Genomic DNA, 24,401 nt, shown 5'->3' with positions numbered 1-24,401 from the left:
GAGTGACGAGCCACGCGAAGGCGCTGATGAGGTCCCCCGGCATTGCGCGCCAGCTGATGCAGGATCACCTAGACATGCACTACCGTGGAACGCTGGACGCGCCCATCCAGGCACTGGTAGGCAAGTTCGCCGCGGCAGGCGGCGCGCACTGCAGTCGGCCGTGAGTAGGTTATCGAATGACCGTTATGACCGAGCTGCATGCTGTGACTGCTTCATGGCCTTCGCGCGCGAACGTCGGCTATGGGGCTTTAGCGCTCGAGGGATGGCGCAAGAACACGATGGACGAACGGCCGCTTTGCCTCACGCAGAGACCGCTATGCTACGCTGCCGTCAGACGGCTCACCGCCTTTTTCGTCGCTGCTGGCATCTCCCGAGGCAGACTGCGGCATCCGAGTTCAGGAGGGTGTCACCACTACTCTTGCCTTCTCTCCGCCCAAAGCCGTGAAGGCCCGCTGCCGGCAGGTCAGGACGAGGATCTGCTGGTCCTGGGCCACGCGGTGGATCGCCGTGAACATCGCCTCGATCCGGTCGTCGTCGCTGTGGACCAATGCATCGTCGAGGATGACCGGAACTGTCGTGCCGGTCCGGGCGAACAGGCGCGCAAAGGCGAGACGGGTCAGGATCGCCACCTGCTCGCGTGTGCCGCCCGACAGGATGTCGAGGGTCTCGGCTTGGCCGTCCCGGGTCAGGGCGGCGGGAAGCAGCGTGTCGTCATCGATCTCGAGCGTGGCGCCAGGATGGATGACCGACAGCAACGGCTGCAACTCGCGGACAACGGGCTGCAGATAGGCGTCGCGGGCGCTGCGGCGGGCCTCGTCCAACGCCCGCCGCAACCGGCTCAAGGCCTGCACCTCGGCAGCGTAGCGTCCGGCGCGGGCCTCGGCTTCGGCCAGGCGGCCCCGAACCTCGTCCAGATGCTCCTCGAGACCCTGCTCGGCCAGGGTGCCGATCGAGCCGTTCAGCGTGGCCAGTTCCTCTCGCAGCCGGTCCCGCGCGACCTGAGCTTGGGTCAGGACCGACTCGGTGCGTGAGAGCGCGGCGGCGGTCATTTCCAGGTCCGGCGCGTTCTGCTCCAGCTGGAGGCACCTGGCCCGAGGTTGCGCGAGAGAAGCCTGCTGATGTGCCTGTTCCTGCCGCAAAACCTGCAGTCGTCCGGCAAGCTCGGCAGGATCTCCGGCCTCGGCCAAGGCGGCCTCGAAGGCCCGTCCGGCCGAAGCCAAGGTCGCGCGCCTGCCTGCCCGCATCTCGGAGGCTGCGGCAAAGGCCGCGTGTGCGTCCTGCGCCGCATCACGGCGGCCGCTTTCCGTCTGCAGCGCGGCGGCAAGCTCTGCTTCGATTGTTGCGGGATCTTCTCCGGCCTCCGTGACAGCGCCTGCCTCGGCCGATGCTTGGGAATGATCCCGGCGCAGCGCCTCCAGGCCATCGGGGGCCAGCTGGGCCAGCAGCGCCTCGGTCCCGCGCAGCGCCTCATCCAGACGATGCGCCTCCGACAGCTTGGCGCGCGCCTCGGCCAGTGTCTGCGCGCCGCAACTGGCCAGACGCACCTGCAATGTCGCGGCCGCGCGTTCCAGGGCACCTTCGTCGCGTTCAGCCCTGATGCCGGGATCGACCTGAAGGGTGCCAATGCCCGGCATCTCGAAGCTGCGCGGACCGTCCACAGCATGCGCCCCTTCGGGCAGCGGCTTTCCGGCCTCCTGCAGATGTGCGGCGCCCGTGTATCGCAGGTGCAGGGTGACAGAGCGCGCGGCCTGCTCGGCGGCCACGCGGTCATGCGCGTCGCGGGCCTGTTCGGCGGCGGCCAGCAGCTTCGGCGTGACCGCCAGCAGCGCACGCTGCGCCTGGTCCCCTTCCTGCTTCGCGCGGAGCTCCTCGGCTCGGGCAAGGGTGCGCGCCAGTTGCTCGAGACGACCCCGTGCGGCTTGGGCAAGGCGCGCCTGCTGCGCTGCCGCCAGCCGGTCGCGCACCATGCGCGTGCCGTCCTGGGCCAAGGCCAGTGCGGCGGCGGCCTCGCGATCAGCGGCCGCCATGGCATCGGCGCGCGTCTCGTGGCCAGCGGCCTCGTCCCGTGCGGCCGCCAGCGCCTGTTCGGCCTGTCTCAGGCGCTCCGACAGGGTCTCCAGCCGCTCAATCGTGGCCCGGGTGTTTTCCTCGGTGACTGTCGCGAGCGCCAGATCCCGTTGCGCCTCCCTCACCGCTTCGCCATGGACCTCGGCTTCGGCATGAGCCTTTTTGGCGGCCGCCAAGGCGTTCTTGCGCTGGCGTTCCTGCTCGGGGTCGTCAAGATCCCGCAATTGCCGCTGCACCTCGGCCCGTCGCGACAGCTCGCCCGACAGGTGGGACGCTTTGGCGGCCAAATCGGCCTCCTGGGCCCGAAGGGCGTCCGCCTCGGCCTCGGCACGGGCCCATTCCCCGCCTGCCTTGGCCCGTCCGGTAGTGGTTGCCAGCCGCCCCAGCGCATCCTCCACCCGCCCCACGACCGCATCCAGCCGGCGCCCGCCGGTCATCATGTCGATCTCGCCCGCGACGGAGGAGACGAGATCTCGCCGGGCGCCGAGGGCCCGCTCGCGCTCGGACTTGTCGCTGGCGGAACTGCCCTCGGGTTCCATTCCCAGTAGCCCCTGTCGCACCCAAAGGAGGCCCGAGGGACCGGCCAGGCCACGGCCGATGATGGCGTCGATCCAGGCTTCGGCCTCGTCATCCTGGGCGATGATCCGGCCGTTCTCGCGGATGCGGGCGGTGGGGCGGGACAGCCATCGCTTCTCCAGGCGGAACCGGCCCTGCGGCAGGTCGATGTCCAGCGCGACCTCAGGGGCGCCGCCGGCATGGGGCTGCAGCGCCTTGACCGTGGCCCTCGTGCCCCGGTGACGTTCGAAGAACAGCGCATGCAGGGCGTCGAAAAAGGTGGACTTGCCGAACTCGTTGGGTTCGCAAAGGACGGTGATGCCGTCGCCGATGTTGTTCATCCGGGCAGTCTGTCCGGCAAAGCGGCGGATGTTGGTCAGCTCGATCGCGCGGATCCTCATGCCTGCACCTCCTGGGCCAGGGCGTAAAGCCGCGCCAGCGCGGACGCCGCGACCTCGCGTTCGGCCAGCGTGCGTGCCGGATCCTGCGTCTCGACCAGAAGCATTTCGGCCGCCTGGCGCAGGGCGCCGGCATGGTCGATCCCGTCGAGATCGTCGGGCCGCGTCTCGGTCTCAAGGTCGTTCGGGTCGAACTGGAACCAGCCGAAATCCGGTCCGACCGCTTGCGCTTCGGCTTCCAGCGTGGCGCGATCAGCCAAGGGCAGCCTGCCCGTCACCACCAGCCGAAGCAGCATGTTCCGGCGCTGGAGGGCCGGCGGCAGGGCCTGATCCAGCCGCGCCACGGGATCGTCGCCGGGCAGCAGGTCCAACGTTTGTGTCCGCCAATGCAGGGTGCCGGTTCGGACCGGCTGGACCTGAGGCGCATTGTCCAGCGTGACCAGCAGCGCGCCGCTGTCCGCGGCATGTTTGAAGCCGTCGGCCTCGGGGCTGCCGGAATACCAGGTGGCGGCGTTCACCTGCATCTGACCGTGCCAGTCCCCAAGCGCCAGGTAATCCAGACCCGACAGACGGGCGCGGTCCGGCGGAATGATGCCCTGCACCCCTTCCTCGCCCGAGAAGTCGGTGATCGCGCCATGGCCCAGGCCGATGCGCAGGTGGCCTTCGGGCGTCGCGGCACCCATCGCCTCCGTCAGGTCGCGGCCCGGCCGGCGCTGCGTGCAGGGGGCTGGCAGGATCATCGCACCGGGAGAGAGTTCAAAGGGATCGGCCGTTGTGACGGCACGCAGGTTCGGGGGCGCGTCGCGGAGGATGCGCCGCCACAATTCCGTCGCGGCCAGGCTGTCGTGGTTGCCGGGCAGCAGGACCCAGGTCAGGTCCCCCTCGGCGGCCATGGCGCGCAGGGCGTGGCGCAGCGTGTCCGGGGCAGGGGTCTCAGCGTCGAACGTGTCTCCGGCCAGCAGGACGACGCCTGCGCCTCCGTTCCGTGCCGCCTGCGCCAGGCGCCCGATCGCCCCATGGCGCGCCTCGCGCAGCCGGTTGCGGATGCCTTCGGGATAGCCGCCGAACGCTTTGCCCAGATGGAGATCGGAGGAGTGCAGGAGGCGAAACATCAGGGGCAGGAACCTCGTGATGGCGAAGCGGAAGGGGTGCAGAACAGATCGCGCACCTGAAGGGGATCGGCAACCCCCATGACACTCCATCATCTGTGGCTCTGACACATCATCGGTTCATGACGATCCAAAATGAAAGCCAGTCAAGGTGAACGTGCGGCCCCCAAGTGCCCGCCGGACGCCCCCATGCTGCCGGGCCCCAGTGTCTCCAACGCGCCCGTCCAGCTGGTGCTGCAGCGCAGTCCTGGGCAGCACTGCCGCGTTAGGGGACTGCGCGGGCCTTCGATGGCTACTCGGGCCAACCCTTGTGGGTGCCCGCATCTACCTGCTGTCATTAGGCGTGGTGCTGTCGTAGTAACATCAAAACGATGCAGGGCAGATCATGCGGACTCGTTGCACTTCTCTTCTCGCTCTCATGATCGCCGCCGCATGCACGGTCGGTTCTGGTGCAGTGGTCAAGGGCGCCGGCCCTGACGATCTTTTGAAGCTTCGCAAGGGCCCCGGCCTTGATCACGCCATCATTATCGGTTTGCCCGACGGAACGCGCCTTACCCGCCAAACCTGTCTGTCGAATAACGGCAAGGTCTGGTGCCGAGTCTTGCTCACCGACAGGCCAAGTATATCGGGTTACGTTTCGGCGGAATATTTGGCGCATCGCTGACAGCGGCAACGACGGTTCATACCTGCCTTTCAGTCCCCGTCGATGCTGAAATGCCGCCCCTTAGAGCACTCGCCGAAACTACCTGCAGCATATTCCGAGGGAGAGCTATTTCCACGAGATGAAGCGAGCGCCACTACCGGTTCAGCAGCTCAATTTCGTGGCACGTTTCGCCCACGATCGCAGCTGCTCGACAACCTCTTTCCCGACCTATCAATAGGCATTCCTTGCCCGTCGGACCGCTGATTATCTGCTTGTTAAGGCCTCGAAGGCTGAAGCCCGCATTTATAAAAGTTACTCTCAAACATATTGTTTCTCCGCAAGAAATCATAAAGCCGGTTTGGAACTGGAGAATTCGCTTTTCGATCCAGTTACAATCACCTGCTCCGCATTCTTGCCGGAACGCTGGCGCAAATGTCCGATTGAATGGCCAAAAGCGTTTCGAAAGGCCTTACTCAAAGCGGGGGCGTCACAATATCCGCAGCGGAGGGCGATGTCGTGCAGGCTCAGCCGAGTGGTGCGCGCCAGATCCTGCGCCCGCGCCAGCCTGAGCATCCGGTAGAACTGACCCGGCGACATGCCCAGATCCGCCCTGAACAGCCGGTCCATCTTGCTTGGCGACATGCCGCCCAGATCCGAGAGGCGGGACAGGGGGGCGGGGTCGCCGATCGTCTCGATCATATGGTCAAGGATGCGGCGCAGGCGAGCGGGGCCGGCCCGCACCAGACCCGCCAGCCGGTCGGGGACGTCGCCCTGCGGACGCAGATCGTCGCGCAGGAACATCGCCGAGGCGAGGAAGGCATCAGCCTTGCCAAAGCGCGCCTCGATCAGCGACAGCATCAGCGACAGCGCATCCGAGGCACCGCCGCAGGTCCAGACCCGGTCGGTGGCCACATGACCCACCGACAGCACCCGGACCCGGGGGAACGCCTCGGCGAATTCAGGCAGCAGTGACCAGTGCAGCGTCGCCTCGCGGTTGTCGAGCAGCCCGGCGGCGGCCAAGATCCACGGCCCGGCATCCGCGCCCACAATCTGCAGGCTGTAGCGCGCCAAATCCGCCACCTGCCGCCGCACGGGACCCTGCGCATGGGCGCGATGGCCATAGCCCGCCACGACGACCAGCAAATCGATTACTCCCGGCTGCCTCTTGTCCGGCACCACCAGCAACCCGCTGGAGGATCTGACCGGCCCTTCTCCCGCGGTCAGGATCTGCCAACCGAGATCCACCCGTCCCCCATCGCGGACCGCGCGCAACGGTTCCAGCAGGCAGGACAGAACCATGTTGGAGAATCCATCGAACAACAGGAAGGTGACACGCATGGCAAATGATGACGTTTATGGACAATCTGGTGACAGTTTAGGACAAGGCATGGCGCGGTGAAAGGCTTAGCCTTGGGACCAACGGAACAGGAGCCCGCCATGCCGCTTGCTATGACCAAGGATGTTTTCATCACCTGCGCAGTGACCGGATCGGGCGCGACCCAAGACCGTTCGCCCCATGTGCCGCGCAGCCCGCGCCAGATCGCGGACAGCGCCATCGCGGCGGCCAGGGCGGGCGCGGCGATCGTCCATTGTCACGTGCGCGACCCCGACACGGGCGCACCGTCGCGCCGACTGGACCTGTATCGCGAAGTTACCGACCGCATCCGCGACGCCGATTTGGATGTTGTCCTCAACCTGACGGCGGGCATGGGCGGGGACATCGTCTTCGGCCCGACCGAGGCGCCGTTTCCCGTCAACGCGCAGGCCACCGACATGATCGGCGCGACAGAACGGATGGCCCACATCGCCGGATGCCTGCCCGAGATCTGCACCCTCGACTGCGGCACGATGAACTTTGCCGAGGCCGACTACGTCATGACCAACACGCCCGGCATGCTGCGCGCGATGGGAGCGATGATGACCGCCCTGGGCGTCAAACCAGAGATCGAGGCCTTCGATACCGGCCACCTATGGTTCGCCAAGCAGCTGGTCGCCGAAGGCACACTGACGGGCCCGGCGCTGGTGCAGCTTTGCATGGGGGTGCCGTGGGGGGCGCCCAATGACCTGAACACCTTTCTGGCGATGGTGAACGCGGTGCCCCCGGACTGGTGCTGGTCGGCGTTCAGCCTGGGGCGCGATCAGATGCCTTATGTCGCCGCCGCCGTGCTGGCGGGCGGCAACATCCGCGTCGGGCTGGAAGATAACCTGTGGCTGGGTAAGGGACAGCTGGCCACCAACGCCCAACTGGTCGAACGCGCGGTCACGATCACCGAGAACATGGGCGCCCGCATCATCGGCCCGCAGGCCGTTCGGGAACGACTGGGGCTGGTCAAGCGCGCGCCCACCGGGGTGGCGGCATGAAGGCCGCGATCGTCGGCGGCGGCGTGATCGGCGGCGGGTGGGCCGCGCGGTTCCTGCTAAACGGCTGGGACGTCGCGGTTGCGGACCCCGACCCGCAAGCAGAACGCAAGATCACCGCGGTGCTGGACAATGCTCGCCGGGCGCTGCCTGCGCTTTATGATCGCGCCTTGCCCCCCGAAGGGCGCCTGACCTTCCATTCCGATCTGGCATCGGCGGTCGCCGGCGCGGACTGGGTGCAGGAAAGCGTTCCTGAGGTGCTGGAGGTCAAGCACCGCATCCTGCCGGTGATCGCGGAGGCGGCGGGGCCGCAAGCGATCATCGGGTCCTCCACCTCGGGCTTCAAGCCATCCGAACTAAACACGGCGGGCACAAGGGCCATCGTCGCCCACCCGTTCAACCCGGTCTATCTGCTGCCGCTGGTCGAGCTGGTGGGCGATGAGGACACTTGCGCGCGGGCGGCGGACATCCTGCGCGGCATCGGCATGTATCCCCTGACGGTCCGCCACGAGATCGACGCCCATATCGCCGACCGCCTGCTGGAGGCCGTCTGGCGCGAGGCCCTGTGGCTGGTCAAGGACGGCATCGCCACCACCGCCGAGATCGACGACGCGATCCGCATGGGCTTTGGTATCCGCTGGGCGCAGATGGGCCTTTTCGAGACCTATCGCATCGCCGGCGGAGAAGCCGGCATGGCCCATTTCATGGCCCAGTTCGGCCCGGCCCTGTCCTGGCCCTGGACCAAGCTGATGGACGTGCCGGACTTCAACGATGAACTGGTCGATCTGATTGCCACGCAATCCGATGCGCAATCGAGCCACCTGTCCATCCGGCAGCTGGAACGCCTGCGCGACGACAATGTGGTTGCGATGATCCGCGCTCTGCGCCGCACCGGCAGCGGCGCGGGGGGCGTCGTCACGGCCCACGAGGCCGCCTTGCCTGATCCGGAGGACCGGGACGGCCTGCCTGTCACGGTCACACGGCAGGTTCCCGTCAGCTGGACCGACTATAACGGCCACATGAACGAGACGCATTACCTGGAGGCCGCATCGCTGGCGACCGACCGCTTCATGCAGATGATCGGGGCCAATGCGGATTACATCGCGTCTGGCCGCAGCTATTTCACCGTCGAAAACCATGTCCGCCACCTGAACGAGGTGCATGCGGGCGATCGCCTGACGGTCACCTCTCAGGTGCTGGCGGGCGCGGGAAAGCGGTTGCATCTGTTCAACCGCCTTTGGCGCGACGACGTTCTGGCCGCCACGGTCGAGACGATGCTGCTGCACACCGACCTGTCCACCCGGCGCACTTCGGACCCGGATCCGGCGGTGGCGGCACGCCTGTCGGAATGGGTTGCCCGCCATGCCGGGATGCCTGCCCCCGAGGGGGCGGGCAGGTTTGTCGGGCAGCGGCCTTGATATCGGCACCGGACCGGATGGTGCGGGACTGAGCCGCGAATGGTGTTCCAGCAATCCGATCAGCCTCTGACGGCGACGATCCTGATCCTGCCCGACGCGTCGCTGATGAGCATTGCAGCGACGCTGGACCCGATGCGCGCGGCCAACCGCATCTCGGGGCAGGTGCCGTATCGCTGGCGGGTCGTGTCGATCGACGGGGCGCCCGTCCGCACAAGCTGTGGGCTGGCCCTGCAGGTCGATGGTCCGCTGGCAGCCCAGGGCGACTGTGACCTGCTGATCGTGGTCGCCGCCTTCAATGTCGTTCATCACGCGACACCCGCGCTGTTGGCAACCCTGCGCCAGGCCGCGCGGCGCGCTCGCATAGTTGGCGGCATCGAGGCCGGCAGCTGGGTGCTGGCCATGGTCGGGCTGCTGGATCAGCGCCGCGCCACGACCCATTGGGAGGATCTGGAGGATTTTGCAGCCCGCTTTCCGCAGATCCGCGTGATCCCGGACCGGTGGGTGGTGGACGGGCCCGTTTTCACAACGGGGGGTGCCGCCCCGGCACTGGATTTCATGCTGGCCCTGATCCGGGCGCGGCAGGGGACAAGCTCAGCGCTCAACGTCGCCAGCGTCTATGTCTATGACGAGGTCCACCTGCCGACAGACGCGCAGCCCCTTGTCTCGCTTGGCCGCAACAGCCATCTGGACCGGCGGCTGGCCCGGGTCGTCGCGATCATGGAACAGCACTTGGACAACCCGCTGTCGATCCGTGAGATCGCCGGTCGGATAGGATGTTCGACCCGCACGCTGGAGGGTCTTTTCCGCGATGTGGTCCAGACCTCGCCTGCCGCCTATTACCTTGCACTGCGCCTGCAATCGGCTCGCAGGCTGGTCGCGGATACCAACCTGTCTATGGCTGACATCGCCGTGCGCACTGGATTTTCGTCCATCGCCTCCCTGTCGCGCGCCTTCCGACGGCGGTTCGGGCAGCCGCCGACGGCTGCCCGACGCGGATCAAAGATCCAGGGCGTTCGTCACGGCGGCTAGTCCCGGCTGGCCGTCAAAGGTCGTGACACCTTCCAGCCAGCCGTCCAGCACGGCGGGGTTTTCCGTCAGCCAGCGCGTGGCCGCGTCGCGGGGCTCCAGGCCTTCGTCGAGGATATAGGACATCATGATATCCTCCGCCTCGACCGTGAAGGCCAGATTGGCCAGAAAGGCGCCCAAGTTGGGGCAGTCGGCGGACAGACCCTTACGGGTGTTGGTCAGCACCGTCGCTTCGCCGTCGTTAGGGCCAAACGTGTCGTCGCCATCCGTCAGGTATTCCAGATCATAACGCACGTTCATCGGGTGGGGCCGCCAGCCAAAGAACAGGATCGGGTCTTTGGACCCGATCGCGCGCTGCACCTGCGCCAGCATCCCCTGCTCGCTGGACTCGACCAGTTCGAACTCGCCCAAGCCAAAGCTGTCATCCTCAATCATCCTCAGGATCGTGGTGTTGGCGCTGCTGCCGGCCTCGATGCCGTAGATTTGCCCGCCCAGCTGATCTCGGAACGCGGCGATGTCGGCATAGGTCTTCAGCCCCGCATCATAGGTCACCTTGGGCACGGCAAAGCCGATCAGAGCGCCTTCCAGATTGGGGCGGATCACCTCGATCTCTCCGGCATCGACCAGAGGCTTTTGCTGCGGCTCCTGCAAGGGCATCCAATTACCCAGGAAGATGTCCGTGTCGCCTTGTTTCAGCGATTCGAACGTCACCGCTACCGACAGGATCTGGATGTCCGGCGTGTATCCAAGTGCTTCCAGAACGATTGCCGTGGCACTGGTCGTTGCAGTGATGTCCGTCCAGCCGACATCGGAAAAGCTTGGCGCCCGGCACGCCTCGGGCTCGGCTGCATGAACGGGTGACAACGATGCAGCCGACGCGAGAGCCGCAAAAACGATCGTGCGATTCATTCTTTTTTCCTCCGATAGGGACTGGCCGCAGATGCTGTAAGAGTAGAGCATCCTTTTCACCTCGCTTAGCACAGCGCGAAGCAAACTTGTCCCGCTGCGCGAAGACTGGCTGATTCATGATGAGGGCTGACAGCTGGCGAAGCTCGCCCTCTAAGCTTACCAGTCGTTGCTATCGGGTGAAAATGGAGCGGCTACGTAACCAGAGCGTCGACCAGTTGTCATACGATACCGGCACTGGGGCCGGATCTGCCAAAGCACCATCAGAACGGCCGGGCAGGAAAAGCTGTCAATGGCGGCTCCTGGCCGGAAGTTCCTCCCGTCAGGAGCGTCAGCGCCGTTCTAGGCAAGTAACCTCATATGCCGCAACAAAGCCCGCGGCCCATGTCGGGTAGCCGGGCCGGGATCAGTGACTGGTGCCGGCCCTGCGCCGCTTGGTCCGGCGAGACAACAGGTTCAGAACCTCCACGAGCGCCGAGAAAGCCATCGCAGCATAGATGTAGCCCTTGGGAAGATGCGCGCCAAACCCTTCGGCAATCAACGTGGTGCCGATCAGCAGCAGAAACCCGAGGGCTAGCATCACCACCGTCGGATTGGCCTGAATGAAGTTGGCCAACGGATCGGCCGCCAGCAGCATCACGCCAACTGTGACAAGAACGGCGACGATCATAATCGGAATATGGTCGGTCATCCCCACAGCCGTGATGATGCTATCAATCGAGAAGACCAGGTCGAGGAGCAGGATCTGACCAATGGCGGCGGCGACCCCGAGTGTAGCCCCCTTGTCGAACATGTCCGGCCCATGGTCCGCATCCATGTTGTGATGGATCTCCTTTATTGCCTTCCAGACGAGGAAGACGCCACCTGCAACTAGAATCATTTCGCGCTAGGAGAACCCTTTCCCCATGATCGTGATCACCGGTTCAGTCAGCTGAACAATTGCCGCCACAGTGCCGAGCAGACCAAGCCGGAGCACCAGCGCGCCCCCGATGCCGATCCGGCGGGCGCGGCTGCGCTGGCCTTCGGGCAGCTTGTTGGTCAAGATAGAGATAAAGATCAGGTTGTCGATCCCGAGAACAACCTCCATCGTGATGAGCGTGACAAGCGCGAGCCGGGCTGTTGGATCGGCGACGAGTGCGAGCAGATAATCCATTTGAGCGTTTCCCTTCGTTGCGCCTTTTGCCTCGACTTAGGCGCCTTAGGGTCTGTCCCCATAAACATCAGAGCCAAAATATGACGATGGCTGCGAGGATGATGGCGCTGAGGAAGATGTCTCCGCATCTCTCGTAACGAGTAGCAATGCCGCGCCAGTCCTTCAGGCGACCGAAGGCATTCTCGATGCGGTATCGCTTCCGGTAGAGGCGCTTGTTGTATCTGGCCGGTTTCTTGCGCTTCTTCCGAGGTGGGATGCAGGGGCGGATGCCACGGTCTTCGAGACCATCGCGCAGCCAATCGGCATCATACGCCTTGTCGCCCAGGAAATGCTTGGCTGGCGGCAGATGGCGCAACAGCACAAGTGCGCCCCGACTGTCGGCCATCTGACTTGGGGAGAGGAAGAAGTTCAGCGGCCGGCCCTTACCGTCGCTGAGCATGTGCAGCTTGGAGTTCAGGCCGCCTTTCGTGCGTCCGATCGCCCGCGGACGATCCCCTTTTTTCGAAGACTGGCCGCAGTGCGGTGCGCCTTCAGGAATGTGCTGTCCATCATCAGGGTATCTCCTTGAACGCCTGGCCGCGCCAGTTCCTGAAATATCCTCGCGAAGATGCCCATCCGTGACCAGCGGGCGAAGCGGTTATACAAGGTTTTGTAGGGGCCGTAGACTGCGGGAGCATCTTGCCAGCGAAGACCGTAGTGCTTGACGTAGATGATGCCGCTCAGCACCTTGCAATCGTCGGATCGGGCGCGCCCTCGGACCTTGGGAAAGAAGGGCTGGATGCGCCGCATCTGCCGCATGCTCAGCCAGAAGAATCTTGTGTTTCTCTGGGTCATGGCAGGCGTGAATAAGTCAACATGCTGGTGTGCAAGCGAAATTTATGGGGACTGACCCTAGGCAGAAGCGTTATTGAAATTCTGGAAGCATGGCCTTGATTGCCACGATGCGCGACTGCGGCGCTGGATGCGTCGCGAGAAACTCAGGCGCGCGCCCAGCCAATGCCATGTCCATCCGCTGCCAGAGTGTGACGGCCTCGGCTGGTTGGAAACCAGCTCCTGCCATGGTGATCAGTCCCAGACGGTCGGCCTCCAGTTCCTGACGGCGCGAATAGGGCAGAACCAGCCCATATTCGATCCCGACACCGAGTGCGGCGGCAATCTCGGCTGCGTATTGCACCTCGCCTGTCTTCAGGATCCACGACAGTGCCCGCATCCCCCAGCCCTGTGCCACCTGCGCGTTCATCCGTTCCTGGCTGTGCTCTGCCTGAAGGTGGCCTATTTCGTGGCTGACAATGGCGGCCAACTGATCCTTATTCGCCACTATATTGAACATTCCTTCGTATACGCCGATCTTTCGCCTAGGCAGGGCGAAGGCGTTGATCTCGGAGCCTTGGAAGACCAGCACTTCCCAGTCGTCAGCTGCCTCGCCAGAAGCGCTCAGCAACTGCCCTGTTACCTCGTTCAACGCCGCCTGCGCTGCGGCGTCTGCCGCTAATGGAGTTGCCTGCCGGATGTCCGCCCAGGCTTGCAGCCCCATCGCCTCGACCGTCTCATCGGATACCAGATCAATCTCATCACAGCCCGCGAGCGGGAATAAAGCACTCGCTCCGGAAAACTTCAGCATGGTGCGGCGATTGATCGGGCAGCGGCACATCGGATGGCCCTCTTTCTTCAGCCGTCACCGAACGCGCTGGTTTTCATGATGTTCCAGCTTGTTCTACTGCCTCCTGCCAAGAGATTTCCGCTTAGATCGATCCGCTCCGAGATAATGCTCAGCGGATCATAGTTTGTCTGTTGGGGCAGGTCCCTGGCGGAAACGAAATTGGCACCTTGTTCTCCACGCGACCTTTTGGCTGCTGCGATCTAAAAAGGTCGAAGAAGCAACGAGAGGTGAATGAAATGGTTGAATTGGTAAGAGACGTCAGGCTGATCCGGATCCTGCGCTGGCGATCTATGGTGCAGAACCTGCTGATCATCGGAGCGATGTTTTTCGGCGCTGGGCTCTACCGCCTGTCGGATGACAACTGGATCTTCAGCAGGCTGACTGCGATTTATCTTCCGATCGGGGTGGCGCTCTTGGCTGCAGGCCTATGGCTCCTCGCGCGCGGGCCGATCATCTATGTCGACAAGGATGGCGTCACCGAAAACGACGTCTAGGCATCCGAGTGCCCTATCAATGCCGCGCCCTCCAGGCGCGGCATTTTCATTACGTCGCGTTGGCGCAGCACATTGTTCAGGGGCTCTGGTAAGCGACTATCTGCAAAAGGAGTCGTCAGTCCAGCGCCGCAGCAATTGCGTCGAACACGACCAGCGGATCGACAGGCTCCCGGCCCACGGGCTTGGGTTGTGCCATGTGTGTGGCGATCACGACGTTCCGCGTCGGGTTGATGTAGATGTTCTGCCCCTGGATGCCGATCGCGGCAAAGGCACCGTCGGCGATGGACGGCTCGGTCCAGCCCGGCCACCACATGTAGCCATACTCGATCGTCTCCCCGTCGCTTAGCTCCTGCGGTTGCCCGGCAGTTTCCGTCCAGCCCTCGGGCAGGATGGCCTCGCCGTCGATCATCCCGCCGTCCAGGAAGAACTGCCCGAAGCGCGCGAAGTCCCGCAGGGTGGCCGACAGGCCGCTGCCGCCGATCTCGACCCCGTCGGGGCTGTCCAGCCACCAGTTCGCATCGGCTTCCATCCCGTAGGGCTGCCAGATCTTCTGGGCCAGATAGTCCGCCAGCGGCATGCCGACTGCGCCGTGAACCACCTCGCCCAGAACCTGCGTTTCGCCGGTGGAATAGGTGTGATGCGTGCCGGGCTCATGGGCGCGGGGCAGGGCGGCCATCACCTCCATGGCGGCACCGGGGCGCTGTTCGATCTGCGCGCGCAGCAGGTCACGGCGGTCGGACTGCGGATCGGTATAGGTCTCGTTCCATTCCACGCCCGAGGCCATCAGCAGGATGTCGCGGATGCTGACCCCGTCATAGGCGCTGCCGGCCAGCGCCGGGACATAATCGACGACCATGTCGTCCAGGCCGCCGATGTGGCCATCGACGATCGCGGCGCCCACCAGGGTGGAGGTGATGGATTTGGCCACCGACATCGACATCCAGCGCGTCTCGGGCGTGTTGCCGCGCTGATAGGTCTCGTAGACCACCTTGCCGTCCTTCAGGACGATCATCCCGGTGACGTTGTCCAGCGACAGGAAGTCATAGAGGTCGTAGGTCGCGTCCCCGACCTGATAGCTCACCATGCCCGGCAGATCGACGGGCGCCTGCGGCAGGTCGCTTGGGTTCTCGCTGGCCGGGATGGTCCGGGTGGGGAAGAGGCGGTCGATGTTGCGGAAGGTGCTGACCGCGAGATCGGGCGTCAGATGGCCATTATAGACATCCTCGACGGTGCCGATGGGCTCCTCCGCATGCGGATAGTCCTGCGCAGCCGCGAGGCCCGGAAAGGCCAGGCAGAGACTGCCCAAGGTCAGCAGGATGTGCGTGCGATACATCGGGCTCGGGGTCATGCCGTCCTCCTCCTTCTGTTCAACCCATGGGACGACAGTTCGTGCAGAGGCGCAAGGGCTTCACTGCAGCAACATGTATTCGAGACGTGAGTCCAACAGGCGGGCTTGCATCTTGGGTGGGCACGAGGGGGGCATTCGGACTGCATGGAGCATAGAGCCATCCTTGACCGTCTCATGGAGGAACCGGCGAGGCGGCACGATCGGGTTGCGAACAAAACCAACCCCGTCCATAGCCCTACGAAGAACGGCAACGGGGCCAATGACGGCCCTGAGAATGGATCAAGTCGTGACCACGCGCGCCATGACCCGGCTCTCGTCCGCCGGTCCGGCGACATTTAGCCAGGATATTGTCTCAATCTGCTCCGGCTCGATCATGACCAAGGTCGCTTCGGCCCAATATCTATGGATGCTACCTCTGTCCCTAGGGACAGATGGTCCGTTAGGGTGAAAGCCAAGTTCGGTTCAACAGCAACGCAGGGTGCATTGTGGTAAATCTCGAAGGCAAAGTTGTCCTCGTCACCGGCGCACGTCGTGGCATTGGCGCCGCCACGGCGCGAGCGTTCGCCGAAGCGGGCGCATTGGTAGGTCTCATGGCGCGTAGTGCAGCGGCGATCAGCACGCTTGCGGACGAGATTGGCGGCATCGCCTTGTCCGGAGACGTCGCTCGAGCTGCCGATATGGAGCGCGCTGTTTCCAAGCTTCATGAACATGCCGGGCGGCTCGACATCCTTGTGAACAATGCAGGAGTCATTGGACCGATTGTCGATATTGGATCTGCCGATCCCGAGGCTTGGGGAGAGGCGATTGACATCAACCTGAAGGGCGTCTTCCACGGGATGCGCGCAGTGCTGCCTTTGATGCGTGCAAGTGGCGGCGGAACTATCCTGACGGTGGGGTCTGGCGCCGCCCATGTGCCACAGGAGGGTTGGAGCGCATATTGCGCCAGCAAGGCTGGCGCCTGGATGCTGACTCGCGCACTGGATCACGAGGCTCGAGCGGACGGCATTCGGGCAATCAGTCTCTCACCTGGCACCGTGGCGACTGACATGCAGTCAGCAATTCGGACCAGCGGCATGAACCCGGTCAGCCAACTGGATTGGTCGGTGCATATTCCGCCGGAATGGCCGGCGAGGGCGCTCGTATGGCTGTGCGGCCCTGAAGGAGACCGCTTTCTAGGAGCAGAGGTATCTCTCAGGGAAGAGGCCGTTCGCCGTCGCATTGGCCTCATTTCATAGCCGATTTACCCTTTTGCGCGAGCAGGAAGCAGCTGCAAGGCAGCATTGCGCCCACCATTTCAGCGCATAAATTTGCTATACAAATTGCTATACATTCTGCAATGCGCTGGATGTAATAAATTAACGTATTCAGACGTTTACATTACAAAATGCGCGCAGCTGGAGGACTCTCGCTCCGCCAAATGCCCTAGACAAACTAGTCTCTACGTCCGGCGTCGGCCGAATTTCTGCGTTATTCTGCTGGGTTATACAGGTAAAGCTGTTCACCAGCCGCGATGCAGGGAAGCTTCAGTTTCGTCTCCAACGACCTTGTTTCTCCAGAGCTGATGACTGAGCCAAAACGGTGAACAGCTTATTTGCCATTGATTTGGTTGTATATTTTTCGAGACCTGTGTCGGTTTGGTTCTGAGGGCCTTCTAAGGCTGACGGATCTGCAGTCGAACCCTATCCGCTCAGAGCGCCTTCGGCAGATAGCAGGAGCGGTCAACTCCGAGCGGAGGCGCCTTCAGCCTGCGCTTGCGCCTGCTGGGGAACTACTAGCCCGCTTCGGGACAGGGGAGGGTACAAGCCAGCAGCGACGAAAAGGGCGGAGAGCCGACGGATGCAGGTGCGGCGGCATGCTAGCTGTCTGATCCCTGATCATCACATAGATCCTCGCCGGACCGCGCTCTTCGTAGCAAGATCTATCCTTGGCGAGGTTCGGGACGGGAGGCGAGGATGCTGATCTCTCTTCACAAGCAGGCAACGACGACACCAAGGATAAGGGCCGCAATCCAGGCGAGCACGGAACCGGCCTGGATGGTGGCGGAGCGCTTCGGCATCTCCGAGCAGACCGTATGGAAGTGGCGAAATCGCGACAGCGTCCATGACCGGAGCCATACGGCGCACAGGCTTCAGACAACGCTCACGCCGGCACAGGAAGCTGTGGCGGTGGCGCTGCGCAAGTCCCTGCTGCTGCCGCTGGACGACCTGCTGTCGGTGGTCAAGGAGTTCCTGAACCCTCACGTCTCACGCTCTGGCCTGGACCGCTGCCTGCGCCGGCATGGCGTGGGCAACCTGCGCGCGTTGCAGCCCCGGGCGCCACGGCCTGCGCACAAGCCCTTCAAGGCCTACGAGCCGGGTTATCTCCATGTTGACGTGAAATACCTGCCGCAGATGGCCGACGAGAACCGCCGCCGGTATCTGTTCGTCGCAATCGACCGCGCCACGCGATGGGTCTTCGTGCGCATCTACCCGGCCAAGTCTGCCGCCAACGCCCGTCGCTTCCTCCGGGATCTGGAGCGCGCCGCGCCGATGACGATCACCCGCGTGCTGACCGAGCGAGCCATCGAAGGCGCCACCGGTCCGAGCCCGATGGCGAGCGGCAAGGAGTTCACCGATCGCCTGTTCGGCCTTCGCCGCCGGGCCGCGACCGGCAACCACGATTTCGACCGCCTCTGCGCCGACCTTGGCATCGAGCATCGCCTGGCCCCACCGATGCATCCGCAAACCAATGGCATGGTCGAACGCTTCAACGGCCGGATTGAGGACGTCCTGCAAAGCCACCGCTTCCGCAGCGGCGAGGATCTTGAACAGACTATTCTTCGATATGTCCGGCTCTACAACGGCCAGCTCCCGCAATCAGTGTTGAAGGGGCAAACGCCCATCAACGCGCTCAAGGACTGGCAAAGGCAAAGGCCGGACCTCTTCAAGAAGCGGCCGTATAATCACGCGGGATGTGACAGCTAGCAGCTAGCGGCTCAAGCAGCCGCTCATTAGCTGCACTATACGGGGTGCGCTAGCCAACCTGCAGCTCGACGCGAGGAGCCCATCGCCGCCCTTCGAAGGCTATCTTCTCTATGTCCGCTTCTGAGCTACTCCCCAACTCTTGGACAGATTTCCGGCTGATTTAAGCTACTGCCTGCACCTGCTGATCGGTTTCGATGGTGTTGAAGTAGACCACGGCGGGTGGTTGACCGCCATGGGCGGCGTGAGGCCGCTGGTGGTTGTAGAAGGTGATCCAGGCCCCGATGCCAGCCTTGGCCTTAGAGCCGGTCTCCCAAGCGTGCAGGTAGACGCATTCATACTTCAAGGACCGCCAGAGGCGTTCGATGAAGATGTTGTCGATGCACCGGCCCTTTCCATCCATTGAGATCCGGGTGCCGACCCGTTTCAGGCGGTCGGTCCAGGCGAAGGACGTGAACTGCGATCCCTGATCGGAGTTCATGATCTCGGGTGGGCCGAACTTGTGGATCGCCTCGTTCAGGGCCTCGACGCAGAAGTCGGCTTCCAGGGTATTCGAGATGCGCCAGGCCAGAACTTTCCGGGTGAACCAGTCCATGACAGCCACCAGATAGAGAAAGCCGCGGCGCATCGGGATGTAGGTGATGTCGGCGCACCAGACTTGGTTGGGCCGCTCCACGCGTAGCCCACCCAGCAGATAGGGGTAGGTCTTGTGGCCCTTCCCGGGCTTGCTGGTATCGGGCTTCTGGTAGATCGGCATCAGGCGCATGAGCCGCATCAGTCGCCGGATGCGCTTGTAGTTCACGCCGTGCCCCTCGTTCTGCAAGTGCCACGTCATCTGCCGGACGCCGTAGAACGGGGTTTCGAGGAACTGCTTGTCGATCACTATCATGAGGTCCAGGTTCATGGCCGTCTCGCCCATCAGGTCGTAGTAGAACGACGACCGCGAGATCGACAGAAGACGGCACTGCGCCCCGACCGACAGGCTCGGGTGGTTCTTCTCAATCATGCCACGCCTCACTTGCCGGTCCAAGGCTTGAGCTTTCGTGACAAAAATCATTAGCCACAGCCAGCTCCCCGATCTTGGCATGCAGGGTCCGCACCGTGTCCTCATCAACAGAGGGAGCCGTCTTGCCGCCCCGCTCGAAGATGTCAGCAGCACCATCGAGCAGAGACTTCTTCCACTGATGGATCATCGTCGGATGCACGCCATATTCGGCGGCCAACTCAGACACCGTGCGCTCGCCCTTCAAGGCTTCCAGCGCAACACGGGCCTTGAATCCCGCGTCATGGTTCCTGCGTTTCTTCATGTCCTGATCTCCTCGATCTTGGAGACCAGCAGACGTCAGATCGTAGCTTCCGTCACTGTCCGATTTTCGGGGAGGAGCTCACTTCCGCCTTATTTCGGTCATACGATAGATGGTTCTTGCAGTAGCCTGAAAAAGCTTCGGCAAGAAAGACTATGCTCAATTTGGATGGAACGTGCGGCTGACGCCAGACCGCTTCCCCACAACTCGAAGCTCGAAGTCACTTCGAAACAGATCATCAACTTTTGGAACGACACTTGTTGAGACCGCAAGTTCAAAGCCCCCCGGATCGAGCCAGCGTGTTTTTCCATCAACCTGTACAGGAATGACTGAATAGCGCTGCCGGCGGCCGTCTGTGCCCGTTAAATCAGTATCGAATGACACCTGCGCAGACGTTGCCGCCTCTGCTTTCAGCAAACTCACACGCCATTGCTGGAGAATTTGTGGGTCTATTGTGTTGTCCCCATCGTCGGCGATCAATTGATCATCAAGCCATGTCTCAAAGTCGCTGCGGCGCGCTGCAGCCTCTTTACGGCTGTGCGCAAGCCCCTGCGACAAGCAGAAAGCCACGAATGGATCATGTGTACCCCAACGGAGCAGTTCTCGTGCCCAGAAGCCAAACCAGGGTAATCCCGTCGTCTCCTTCCAAGTCGCGAGATTTGGCGTCGCCGTTGCATCGGGTGCCCCGTCCGACCAAGATTGCGCCACCACCGCCCCGACAGCGACTCCCAAGCGAAACTCTAGATTATCGGCGACAAAGCGCTGCCAGGCTCGCAGGTTTTGTGCTTCCGGCCCTACTGCGCCCGGTTCATTCAGCCACCATCCAAGCACGTCGTTCCACCGTTCGAGCAACGCTTCGTCGCCTTGCGTTGCTCGAACGCGAAACCCAAACCCACGATCAGCTTCAAGAAGTGTCCCAATCGCTTCAAAAACGTCGATGCGTGCTGCGGCATCCATTGCACCATAGCCAATGGCACCAGCAATGAGCCCGCGGATCTTCTCTGCTGTCGGCTCAAACCGGCGTCCCACCACTGGCGTAAAGCCGTACTGATAGAGTCGCCGCCGCTCGATAAAATCGGGATACAACTGCGTAACGATGCCGGTGCCTCGCTTGATAAACGCGGCTTCAAGCCATGCTTCCTGCGCAGCCGCGACGACGGTGAACGTCCTTGCCCAAAGCGCCTTTAGCTCTGCTTCCGCCCGTGCTGCGCCCATTGGCGCGTCGGTCATGCGTTCGCTTTCGGCGAGCGCCGTCAGCAATACGCTGTCTAGTTCATCCATTGCATCTGCTAGTCGCGGCAGTTCGCCAGTCGCGCCTGTTCCCACGTCAGGACTGACAGTGGCGGGCGCAGCACTTTCCAGCCAATCCATGAATGCGTCGGGTTTAGTGCCGAGAAGATGGCTCGCTCGCTGCCAAATGTATTTGAGCAAGAGAGCCAGCGGGCTGGGAACCGCGTCTGCATCTTTGTCCTCTATGATGAGCGACCGCCGAAGCCTCTCATAGTCATCGACTAGCTCGCGTTGTTGGCGTTCCTGCGCATTGCGTTGACCGGGTGCACTCGCCGAGATCCTCCTTGGCAGCGCAACCAGCGTCATGCCCTCTATCCCTTTGGCAGCGCCAGGTCGACCTGCACGGCCGGAGAGATTACGAAATTCGGCACTCGTCAGCGGCGCAACGATCGGCACTTCAGCGACAGGGTCCCAAGATCGCCGCTTAAGCGACGTCAGAAAGATCAGATCGAACGGGAGATTTACACCTTCCGTCAACGTCGCGGTTGCCACAGTGATCGGACAAATTTTTCGGTCGATCATTTCAACCATGAGGCGACGAAGCCGTTGTGGCATTTGGCCGTGGCTTGTTGCGATGCCGTGCTCGAGAAGGAACAGCTCGAACGAATCTATGCCGCAATAATCGAGGCAGGCCGCGCGTGCTTCCGCAAATCGAACCCCGAGATACCCCTCGGGAACTTCAAACGCGTTGGCGTCCTGCCAAGCGACGTGCTCCATCGCCTCCTTAAACCAGCGCATGGTTTGCTCCGGCTCTTGAGCTACCGAAATCAAAATGCGCTGATCCTCCTGAACAAGATGAAGCGCCGTCCACAGAACGGACAGGCAGTTAAAGCGATTGAGGCTGTTTCGCCATTTTGCAGGAAGTTCAGGCATCGGTGCGATCCGCAATGGCAGATAGACTGGTGCTTCTTCATTTCTAAGATACAGGGGCCGCCCGTTCATCAGGTCGAGCAAGATCTGACCAGAGCTGCTTGGGGCTGTCTCCAGGATGCCGATAACTTGGCGCGTGCTGCGGTAACGAACGCCCACGCTTTCTGCATCTGCTCGCCCCTCGATCCAGCGCGCCACTGGTTCCGACGCGCCGCCAGCGACCGCCGTCAATGCTATCCGAATAACATCTGGGCGTTGCACGAGAATTCGGGAAACGAGATTTTCAAGGCGGATCGACCGATTGGTATGGTCCGAAAAGCTTACTGCTGTGGCTTCCGTCGCTGCTGGCACGACCTGATGCGCTTCGTCGATTATCAAGAGGACGAGCCGTGCGATGAGCAATGATCCCAGATACCGCAGCAGGGCGTCCGCTTTTTCAACAGTAACAATCAGAACCACAGGCTCCTCGCTGGTGAGCCAATAGTCCGTGATGCCCCAATCGGCACCGCCGTAGAGCCCGGTGACGATCACATCGCCGCGCAGCTCTGCCGTTAGCTTTGCCTCGACCTCGCCAGCCAACGCGCGCGAGGGGACGATATAGAGCGCAAGCGGCCCAATGGTATCATCCCTTTCACGCAGGAGCAGTTCCTTGATCAGCGCTAGGTTCGCGACAAGCGTTTTGCCTGACCCTGTCGGCGTACAGAGCGCGAAGTTAGAGGTGCGCAGCAGTCGGTCCAACCCTTGGAGCTGCGATATCCACAGCACACCGCGACCGCGGCTATACTGGTCTCTGCCATACGCGAGCAGGCGTTCCGTGCGGTCGGGTCGCAAGCTGGCTAACGCACGAAGCGGCTTGTAGATCGTGGCATCTACATAGCGGTCTGCCACTTGGCGCATCAAGCTGATGACAATCGCTGCATCATGGCTGAACAGTCGATGCGCCAGTTCATCAAGCGCATGCAACTTTGCTATGGCTACAGAAAGGCGATCTTCGTCACCCCGGCGGAGGCTATCAGCAATCAGGCCAAGGCAGCGCACAAGCTCAATGCTTGCCGCCCAAGTGGGCCCGGGGCCGTCATCCTCTTCCGTCAACGCCTTCAAAATTGCCCGATTGCCGTCTGCCCCCGTAAGCTCGGTATTTTCCGCCCAGAACAATCCCACATGTCGGACAACCGCATCGAAATTAGCCTGAAGAAACGCAGCATAGAGCTGCACGCCATCAAGTTCGGACTGTACTTGCGCAAGCAAGCCTGCGGCCATCGCTGGAAGGCCACCAAGCTGATAAGCTGCAGCTGACAAAAGTTCGATCGGCACAACCGTTCGGACATTATCGTCCGCCCGCGAGAGCCACTCCAAAAGCTCCCCGACGCGACGATAACAATCAGTCGCGCTAGCTGATGAAGAGCCCTCAATGGTCCTAAAAATGTGGGCCGCATGTAGAAGCCGACGACTATCGTCCAGTTGGCGCGCTGAATCGCGATCACCCCAACTGATTGTCGGCACCTGCCACGTTGTCTGCAGGCACCGTACATAGGCTCGGGCTTGCGGTCGGGTCAGTTCGTTCTCGATCGCAAGTTCGACCCGAACCTGTTGCGCTAAGGCTAAGCGCTCGCCATCCCTCTCAGCCATCAATCATCGCTCCAAAGTGAAGCATAGAGGGCGTCAATAAGGATATCCCCTTTATTCAGAATGACTTCGACAACTTGTAGGTCGCGACCCGCTGTATAGTCTGCAGGTTTATTCTCCCATTCGAGGACGGCCTCGGCGTTCCCACGATTGGCAGCGCCGTTGCCTGCAATGACTATAAGATCGGTGCGGGTCGGTAGTGGCCCCAATGCCAGCACCGCCCGATCAATCGAAAGGATTGCAGCTGCATATCCGTCTGGATCGCGCTGTTCGAGCAGGAATTGGAGCTGGCGCAGCCCATGAGGGATGGGAGTGTCACGATTGACCTCAAACCAGATACCACGACCCGTGTGCTCCAACTCCTGTGTTTTCTTGTTCCGCTCTTTTGGCCCGTGCATGAGGGCGGCAACGGTCGATTCATTTAGTGTTTTTCGCCACTTCGCTTCTCCTGCGATCACCCGCACGACTTCACCGCCGCCATCGAGAGCTATTCCAACAAAGTCTGTCCCGTGACGCCCATAGATTTCACGAATTCGGCTTGCATCGAACTTTAGAGTCCATAAATATTTTTCGACATCGTCGTGCTCTCTGAAGAGAAAGACCGGAACGCACCACGCATGGCCTCCGACATAGTGTTCTTGATATGCTTCAGTCACTAAACCGGCCAAAACCTCCCCAAAAAGACCGCGCTTCGCCTTCATAGGCAGACTAGTTGGGTAGGCGATATCCGTTGCGCCCAAGCCGTCGGGGTGCAGATTTATAGCAACCTTCTTGTGGAAATGCTCACGGGCATCGAGGTGTGCAGATTCAAAATAGGGACGGAGAGCAGTGAGCAACGATTTTGCCGGCTCATCCTTTTGCTCAAGAAGCAAATGACCATAGTTGCCGTTACGGATAGAGCCGTAGGCCTTTAGCCATAGAGCAAGCTCTTCCTTGGGTGGGGGACAGGTGTGCATACCTAAATTTGACTTTGGGCTGATGGTTGACATTAATCCTTAAGCCTAATGGCCTACACCATCAAAATTGGCCTGTCTGCAACAGCCTAAAGCAGACATTGGTCACCGCTGCAGCGAGCGTCCGGAAGGTCCGCACTGCGGACACTGCACGGCTGATCTCGCTGCACGTTGCACGAACGTCCAGCTTGCAGGAGCTGCATTGCGGCGCCTGGCATCGGCAGCCGGCGGCAATGGGCCACCTGTGCCAGGATGAAGCACGA

The 24,401-nt window shown here is 62.3% G+C and carries 17 protein-coding genes and 1 pseudogene; 7 read left to right on the top strand and 11 right to left on the bottom strand.

The window, feature by feature from the left end; all coding sequences use genetic code 11:
• Positions 1-395: 395 nt before the first annotated feature.
• Entirely contained in the window at positions 396-3,023 is a 2,628-nt protein-coding gene (locus ACZ2G3_RS11450; RefSeq protein ID WP_470396112.1) for an AAA family ATPase, read from the bottom strand.
• Positions 3,020-4,132 carry a metallophosphoesterase family protein gene (locus ACZ2G3_RS11445; protein WP_470396111.1) on the bottom strand — a complete coding sequence of 371 codons (1,113 nt, stop codon included), beginning with the start codon at positions 4,130-4,132 and terminating at the stop codon, positions 3,020-3,022. Before ACZ2G3_RS11445 ends, ACZ2G3_RS11450 begins: the two co-directional genes overlap by 4 nt.
• Positions 4,133-4,514: 382 nt before the next feature.
• On the opposite strand from ACZ2G3_RS11445, the gene ACZ2G3_RS11440 reads away from it, so the two are divergent.
• Positions 4,515-4,793 carry an SH3 domain-containing protein gene (locus ACZ2G3_RS11440; RefSeq protein WP_470396109.1) on the top strand — a complete coding sequence of 93 codons (279 nt, stop codon included), beginning with the start codon at positions 4,515-4,517 and terminating at the stop codon, positions 4,791-4,793.
• Between the two features lie 324 nt (positions 4,794-5,117).
• Here the strand turns inward: ACZ2G3_RS11440 and ACZ2G3_RS11435 are convergent, their stop codons facing one another.
• Positions 5,118-6,110 carry a GlxA family transcriptional regulator gene (locus ACZ2G3_RS11435; protein ID WP_470396107.1) on the bottom strand — a complete coding sequence of 331 codons (993 nt, stop codon included), beginning with the start codon at positions 6,108-6,110 and terminating at the stop codon, positions 5,118-5,120.
• 99 nt (positions 6,111-6,209) lie between these two features.
• On the opposite strand from ACZ2G3_RS11435, the gene bcoG reads away from it, so the two are divergent.
• The 3 genes from bcoG to ACZ2G3_RS11420 are packed head-to-tail and all read left to right on the top strand — an operon-like array spanning position 6,210 to position 9,577.
• Positions 6,210-7,133, top strand: a complete 924-nt coding sequence (bcoG, locus tag ACZ2G3_RS11430; RefSeq protein ID WP_470396105.1) for a 3-dehydrocarnitine:acetyl-CoA trimethylamine transferase BcoG — start codon at positions 6,210-6,212, stop codon at positions 7,131-7,133.
• Positions 7,130-8,548 (top strand): carnitine 3-dehydrogenase, encoded by a 1,419-nt coding sequence (locus tag ACZ2G3_RS11425; protein ID WP_470396104.1) that lies wholly within the window; start codon positions 7,130-7,132, stop codon positions 8,546-8,548. Before bcoG ends, ACZ2G3_RS11425 begins: the two co-directional genes overlap by 4 nt.
• 42 nt (positions 8,549-8,590) lie before the next feature.
• Positions 8,591-9,577, top strand: coding sequence for a GlxA family transcriptional regulator (locus tag ACZ2G3_RS11420; protein ID WP_470396102.1), 987 nt, complete (start codon positions 8,591-8,593; stop codon positions 9,575-9,577).
• Here ACZ2G3_RS11420 and choX read toward each other — a convergent pair.
• The 4 genes and pseudogenes from choX to ACZ2G3_RS11400 form a co-directional block, all read right to left on the bottom strand.
• On the bottom strand, positions 9,545-10,483 hold the full coding sequence (gene choX / locus ACZ2G3_RS11415; protein ID WP_470396100.1) for a choline ABC transporter substrate-binding protein: 939 nt from the start codon (positions 10,481-10,483) through the stop codon (positions 9,545-9,547). The two genes, ACZ2G3_RS11420 and choX, sit on opposite strands and share 33 nt — an antisense overlap.
• 403 nt (positions 10,484-10,886) lie before the next feature.
• A pseudogene (locus tag ACZ2G3_RS11410) lies at positions 10,887-11,567 on the bottom strand (TerC family protein).
• A 133-nt stretch (positions 11,568-11,700) separates the two neighbouring features.
• Positions 11,701-12,467 (bottom strand): IS5 family transposase gene (locus ACZ2G3_RS11405; protein ID WP_470396099.1). Its coding sequence is split into 2 segments (ribosomal slippage): positions 11,701-12,122 and positions 12,122-12,467, totalling 768 coding nucleotides; the frame shifts between segments, so codons are not numbered across the junction.
• Positions 12,468-12,537: 70 nt separating this feature from the next.
• Positions 12,538-13,254 (bottom strand): M48 family metallopeptidase, encoded by a 717-nt coding sequence (locus ACZ2G3_RS11400; protein WP_470396098.1) that lies wholly within the window; start codon positions 13,252-13,254, stop codon positions 12,538-12,540.
• A gap of 275 nt (positions 13,255-13,529) precedes the next feature.
• Here ACZ2G3_RS11400 and ACZ2G3_RS11395 point away from each other — a divergent pair, with 275 nt between their 5' ends.
• Positions 13,530-13,787 carry a hypothetical protein gene (locus tag ACZ2G3_RS11395; protein WP_470396096.1) on the top strand — a complete coding sequence of 86 codons (258 nt, stop codon included), beginning with the start codon at positions 13,530-13,532 and terminating at the stop codon, positions 13,785-13,787.
• A 115-nt stretch (positions 13,788-13,902) separates the two neighbouring features.
• Here ACZ2G3_RS11395 and ACZ2G3_RS11390 read toward each other — a convergent pair whose 3' ends face one another.
• Positions 13,903-15,135 (bottom strand): serine hydrolase domain-containing protein, encoded by a 1,233-nt coding sequence (locus ACZ2G3_RS11390; protein WP_470396094.1) that lies wholly within the window; start codon positions 15,133-15,135, stop codon positions 13,903-13,905.
• 485 nt (positions 15,136-15,620) lie between these two features.
• Here ACZ2G3_RS11390 and ACZ2G3_RS11385 point away from each other — a divergent pair, with 485 nt between their 5' ends.
• Together ACZ2G3_RS11385 and ACZ2G3_RS11380 are read left to right on the top strand one after the other, a co-directional pair.
• The gene (locus tag ACZ2G3_RS11385; RefSeq protein ID WP_470396092.1) at positions 15,621-16,370 is read left to right on the top strand and encodes an SDR family oxidoreductase; all 750 of its coding nucleotides are present in this window, start codon (positions 15,621-15,623) and stop codon (positions 16,368-16,370) included.
• A 717-nt stretch (positions 16,371-17,087) separates the two neighbouring features.
• Positions 17,088-18,098, top strand: a complete 1,011-nt coding sequence (locus ACZ2G3_RS11380; RefSeq protein WP_470396090.1) for an integrase core domain-containing protein — start codon at positions 17,088-17,090, stop codon at positions 18,096-18,098.
• Between the two features lie 160 nt (positions 18,099-18,258).
• On the opposite strand, the gene ACZ2G3_RS11375 is transcribed toward ACZ2G3_RS11380, so the two are convergent.
• From ACZ2G3_RS11375 to ACZ2G3_RS11365, 3 genes are all read right to left on the bottom strand, one after another.
• Positions 18,259-19,402 (bottom strand): IS3 family transposase gene (locus ACZ2G3_RS11375; RefSeq protein ID WP_470396088.1). Its coding sequence is split into 2 segments (ribosomal slippage): positions 18,259-19,147 and positions 19,146-19,402, totalling 1,146 coding nucleotides; the frame shifts between segments, so codons are not numbered across the junction.
• Between the two features lie 156 nt (positions 19,403-19,558).
• Positions 19,559-22,873, bottom strand: a complete 3,315-nt coding sequence (locus ACZ2G3_RS11370; protein ID WP_470396086.1) for a DEAD/DEAH box helicase — start codon at positions 22,871-22,873, stop codon at positions 19,559-19,561.
• Between the two features lie 314 nt (positions 22,874-23,187).
• Positions 23,188-24,174: a hypothetical protein gene (locus ACZ2G3_RS11365; protein WP_470396084.1), complete on the bottom strand. Its 987-nt coding sequence runs from the start codon at positions 24,172-24,174 to the stop codon at positions 23,188-23,190.
• Positions 24,175-24,401 lie beyond the last annotated feature (227 nt).

The organism is Paracoccus sp. KKT209, from assembly GCF_055635455.1.
The sequence above is the reverse complement of the archived record's forward strand: the minus strand, read 5'-3'. Positions and strand labels throughout refer to the sequence as shown.

Coding starts and splice junctions, on each gene's coding strand:
- choX (WP_470396100.1), bottom strand. CDS start 10,483: ATGAATCGCACGATCGTTTTTGCGGCTCTCGCGTCGGCTGCATCGTTG.
- ACZ2G3_RS11440 (WP_470396109.1), top strand. CDS start 4,515: ATGCGGACTCGTTGCACTTCTCTTCTCGCTCTCATGATCGCCGCCGCA.
- ACZ2G3_RS11380 (WP_470396090.1), top strand. CDS start 17,088: ATGCTGATCTCTCTTCACAAGCAGGCAACGACGACACCAAGGATAAGG.
- ACZ2G3_RS11395 (WP_470396096.1), top strand. CDS start 13,530: ATGGTTGAATTGGTAAGAGACGTCAGGCTGATCCGGATCCTGCGCTGG.
- ACZ2G3_RS11365 (WP_470396084.1), bottom strand. CDS start 24,174: ATGTCAACCATCAGCCCAAAGTCAAATTTAGGTATGCACACCTGTCCC.
- ACZ2G3_RS11450 (WP_470396112.1), bottom strand. CDS start 3,023: ATGAGGATCCGCGCGATCGAGCTGACCAACATCCGCCGCTTTGCCGGA.
- bcoG (WP_470396105.1), top strand. CDS start 6,210: ATGCCGCTTGCTATGACCAAGGATGTTTTCATCACCTGCGCAGTGACC.
- ACZ2G3_RS11400 (WP_470396098.1), bottom strand. CDS start 13,254: ATGCTGAAGTTTTCCGGAGCGAGTGCTTTATTCCCGCTCGCGGGCTGT.
- ACZ2G3_RS11445 (WP_470396111.1), bottom strand. CDS start 4,132: ATGTTTCGCCTCCTGCACTCCTCCGATCTCCATCTGGGCAAAGCGTTC.
- ACZ2G3_RS11425 (WP_470396104.1), top strand. CDS start 7,130: ATGAAGGCCGCGATCGTCGGCGGCGGCGTGATCGGCGGCGGGTGGGCC.
- ACZ2G3_RS11435 (WP_470396107.1), bottom strand. CDS start 6,110: ATGCGTGTCACCTTCCTGTTGTTCGATGGATTCTCCAACATGGTTCTG.
- ACZ2G3_RS11390 (WP_470396094.1), bottom strand. CDS start 15,135: ATGACCCCGAGCCCGATGTATCGCACGCACATCCTGCTGACCTTGGGC.